This window comes from Mesorhizobium sp. M4B.F.Ca.ET.143.01.1.1, assembly GCF_004792275.1.
GTDB classification, from domain to species: domain Bacteria; phylum Pseudomonadota; class Alphaproteobacteria; order Rhizobiales; family Rhizobiaceae; genus Mesorhizobium; species Mesorhizobium abyssinicae.
The window spans coordinates 1-3,411 of record NZ_SRSR01000046.1 but is presented as its reverse complement, the minus strand read 5'-3'; the positions used below and the strand labels follow the sequence as shown (position 1 = coordinate 3,411).

Annotated in this window: 3 protein-coding genes; all 3 read right to left on the bottom strand. The window is 58.0% G+C overall.

Annotated elements, in window-relative coordinates:
- Positions 1–98 precede the first annotated feature (98 nt).
- Genes EN786_RS35840 through EN786_RS35830 form a run of 3 tightly spaced genes read right to left on the bottom strand, consistent with a single transcriptional unit; the run spans position 99 to position 3,269 of the window.
- Entirely contained in the window at positions 99–1,094 is a 996-nt protein-coding gene (locus EN786_RS35840) for a tyrosine-type recombinase/integrase (RefSeq protein WP_127405582.1), read from the bottom strand.
- Positions 1,087–2,037, bottom strand: coding sequence for a tyrosine-type recombinase/integrase (locus tag EN786_RS35835; protein WP_135909990.1), 951 nt, complete (start codon positions 2,035–2,037; stop codon positions 1,087–1,089). Before EN786_RS35835 ends, EN786_RS35840 begins: the two co-directional genes overlap by 8 nt.
- Complete coding sequence (locus tag EN786_RS35830; protein ID WP_135909988.1) at positions 2,034–3,269, bottom strand: tyrosine-type recombinase/integrase; 1,236 nt, start codon at positions 3,267–3,269, stop codon at positions 2,034–2,036. The genes EN786_RS35835 and EN786_RS35830 overlap by 4 nt, the downstream gene beginning before the upstream one ends.
- Positions 3,270–3,411: the final 142 nt, after the last annotated feature.

Genomic DNA, 3,411 nt, shown 5'->3' with positions numbered 1-3,411 from the left:
ACGGTAAGATGTTGCGCATAGGATTATGCTGCGGAGGCTCCATTTCGTCCCAGGTTTCAGGCGATCTTGGGTAATCTCCGCAACATAAATTCTTGGACTCAAATAGAATTCAGGAACGCCATCACGCCCTTGTCCTCTTTCCACGGCCTTTCCGGTCGCGGAGCGGCGGCGCTGCAAAGCGCCATTGCTTTCGCTTTCATCTCGATATCGATTTCGGCGTAAATGTTGGTGGTCTCAAGGCTTACATGTCCGAGCCATGCACGGATGGTGTTAAGGTCGACACCCGCCTGTAACAGATGGCAAGCGCATGTATGGCGGACCACGTGCGGTGTGATCGGCCGTGCAGCAAGCGATGGCACCTGTGCCGCACATCGCTCGACAAGCCGATAGACCCCGAAACGGGTATATCGTTTGCGATGGCGGCTGAGGAAGACGGGCTCGCAGGTTTCCCGGCCCCGAATGAGTTCGCCGAGCGTATCCTCCGTGCGCGGCCACAGCGGACATTGGCGGATTTTGTTGCCTTTGCCGTGAAGAGTGACAAGCGCATGGTTGTCGCGGTGCCGACTGATCTGAAGGTCGCCGACTTGTAATCTCGTAGCCTCCGAGACCCGCGCTCCTGTGTTGTAGAGGAAGAGCAACAAGGCATGCTCAGCCCGGCCGCGTAACGTCTGGCGGTCGGGAACCGCTAACAGCGCTTCCATTTCATCCCTGCTCATCCACGAGATCGGCTGCGGTGCGGCCTTCTTTGTCGTGATGGCACGGATCTGCGCACACCAGGCAAGATGAGCTGGATCACGGCTGGCGACAAAGCGCGCGAAGGATCGGATCGCCGTCAGGCGTTGGTTGCGGGTCTGTACCGAGCAGCTGCGGTTCTCTTCAAGATGAGCAAGGAACTGCAGTAGGAGTGCCGGAGTAATATCCTCGACATTTAGACGATCCGCTGGTTTGCGGACCTTGGTACTGATAAATGGCAGCAGCAGCGTGAAGCTGTCGCGGTAGCTCATTTGCGTGTTGCGGGCGAGACGGCGCTCAGTAACGATGTAGTCTGCCAGAAAGCGCCGAAGCCAGGGGCCGAGCGTACGGAGATCACGCATGGTGGCCTCCGTTGACGTAGCGGTCGAAGCAGGCCGATGCTTCGTGTAACAGTTCCGGTGTCATCGACAGGTAGACGCTTGTGCCGTCCAGGTCGGCGTGGCCGAGATATGTCGAGAGCGCCGGTAGAAGCCGTTGCACATCTGCCCCGTCGCGATACCAGGACGTCAGCCGATGGACGGCTGCGGTGTGCCTCAGAGCGTGGAGACACGGGGTGCGTCGGCCGTCATCCCTACGGGCGATTCCGACATGCTCGAGTAGCCGTTTGAATGCATGGTCGACATTGTGCTTCCATACCTGTGTTCCGTCGCGGTTTGCAAGAAATGCAGACGCCATTCCTTCAGGCAGGGGGCGATCCGAACGGCGTCCGGCATAACTTCTAAGGGCGCTGGCAAGTTGAGGCGCAACGGGAACGAGACGGCTCTTGTAGAATTTGGTGTCCCTAACTGTCAGGATGGCGTCTGCAAGGTCGACATCCTTCATGGTCAGATGGAGTGCTTCGCTGGTTCGCAGCCCCGCGCCATACAGGATCAAGAGCAACATATGGAAGGTCTCGGCGTCGAACCGGATGGCGCGCTTGCGGCTGATACTAACGCCCCCAAACAAGCGCTGCAGTTCCTCACGGGAGTAAATGTAAGATGGAGCTGATCGCGGCGCCCGCGGCTCTTCGTCCGCCGCCGGCAGCGGCGACGCGACAGCATAGCCGCGACTGATCGCATAACGGTAAAATCCGGCGAGAGCGGCATACTTGTTCGCACGGAAACGCGTGAGCGGACCGGTTCCGGCGAGAAAGCAGCGTACTTCGCTCTCTGTAACCGCATCGCAGCACGCGTTGTCAGGGCAGCTATCGCAAAATTGGTACAATGTCCTTGCGCTGGTGATAAATCGGGCGCCATGGGCTCGCCGCCATGCGACATAGTGGTCGACCGCGTCACGAAGAATCATAGCAGCCCCTCCAGATTGATCTCTGCAACCTCGCGAAGAGTATTGAGATTGACCTTGGCGTAGATCGCGGTAGCCGCCGTGCTTCGATGGCCGAGGTAGTCGCCGACCGCTTTCATCGATAAACCTTGGTCCAGGAGATGCTGGGCAGCGGCATGACGTAACGCATGCGGGCCGCGGCGCTTGCCTTTGATTCCGAGGTCATTGAGGCGAGTAAAAACGATCCCCTTAATTACTCCCCGGCTAAGCGGCCTAATCGGGGCTTTCATCGTCAGGAACAGTGTCCGTTCAGGGTGCGCTGGACGAACCTCACGCAAGTAACGCAGGATCGCTTGCCCCACATCTGGTGACAGCGGATAGAGATGGGTACGTCCGGGCTTGGGGCAGCGTACCCGTAACATCTCCTGTTGCCAGTCTAAATCTCCTAGCTGAAGGCCGCTGACTTCTCCGGCACGCAGACCGTAGGTGATCAGCAGCATCAGGATGGCGCGGGCGCGTATGTCGTGGGGATGGTGTCCTTCCGCGGTAGCAAGTAGACGGGTGACCTCATCCCGGTTCAATCCCTTCGGAATCGCCTCGCCTGGATAGCGTCGCGGCGGCATGATACCGTCGGCCAATCCTGGTCTGCACCAGCCCTGCTGCTCGGCGAACCGTACGAACCAACGAAGTCGTTGCGCATAGAGATAGGTCGTTGAACGACTAACGCCACGCGCATGACAATGCGCGATAAACTGGTCGAAAAAAGAGATTCCTGCCGATGATAGATCGACGCCTCTTTCATCCAGCCAGACGAAAAAGCTGTCGACCGCTCGACAACAATCATCGATGGTCGTATCCGCCCATCCGCGTTCGGAAGCCATGCGCGTGGCAAAGACGGCGACCTCGCGCGTACGGGAGTGGCATCTGGCTCCCGACTCCTTAAGCCAGCCCATAAAGCGCATCCATCGCTCAGCGTGGCCGAAGAAACGCCGACGTGCGTGAGGTCGTGACTTGCGTTCCGTGGGTGAAGACCATCGCCGAAATGCGTTCTCAATCTTGGCCAAGTTCGAACTATCGTTGTCGTGCAAATCGAGAATGTGCACCAAGTCCAACTGGTGGAAGGCGATCTTCCGCAATGTCTCGATCTTGATGCCGAGACACTCGCAATGCGAAAGATACAGAAGCCGCTCTTCGAGCAATGGAGCGGAACGATAGCGCGCAATCGTGCACGGTTGTCCAAAAAGAATCTCAAACATGATCGGGGTCTCCTTGTTGTTGGAGCCCTGATCATGGCACCGGCGCATCAGGAATTTATGTTGCGGAGATTACCCAAGATCGCCTGAAACCTGGGACGAAATGGAGCCTCCGCAGCATAATCCTATGCGCAACATCTTACCG

Excerpts from the sequence above, each read along its gene's own strand:
- EN786_RS35835 (WP_135909990.1), bottom strand. The coding sequence starts at position 2,037 with ATGATTCTTCGTGACGCGGTCGACCACTATGTCGCATGGCGGCGAGCC.
- EN786_RS35830 (WP_135909988.1), bottom strand. The coding sequence starts at position 3,269 with ATGTTTGAGATTCTTTTTGGACAACCGTGCACGATTGCGCGCTATCGT.
- EN786_RS35840 (WP_127405582.1), bottom strand. The coding sequence starts at position 1,094 with ATGCGTGATCTCCGTACGCTCGGCCCCTGGCTTCGGCGCTTTCTGGCA.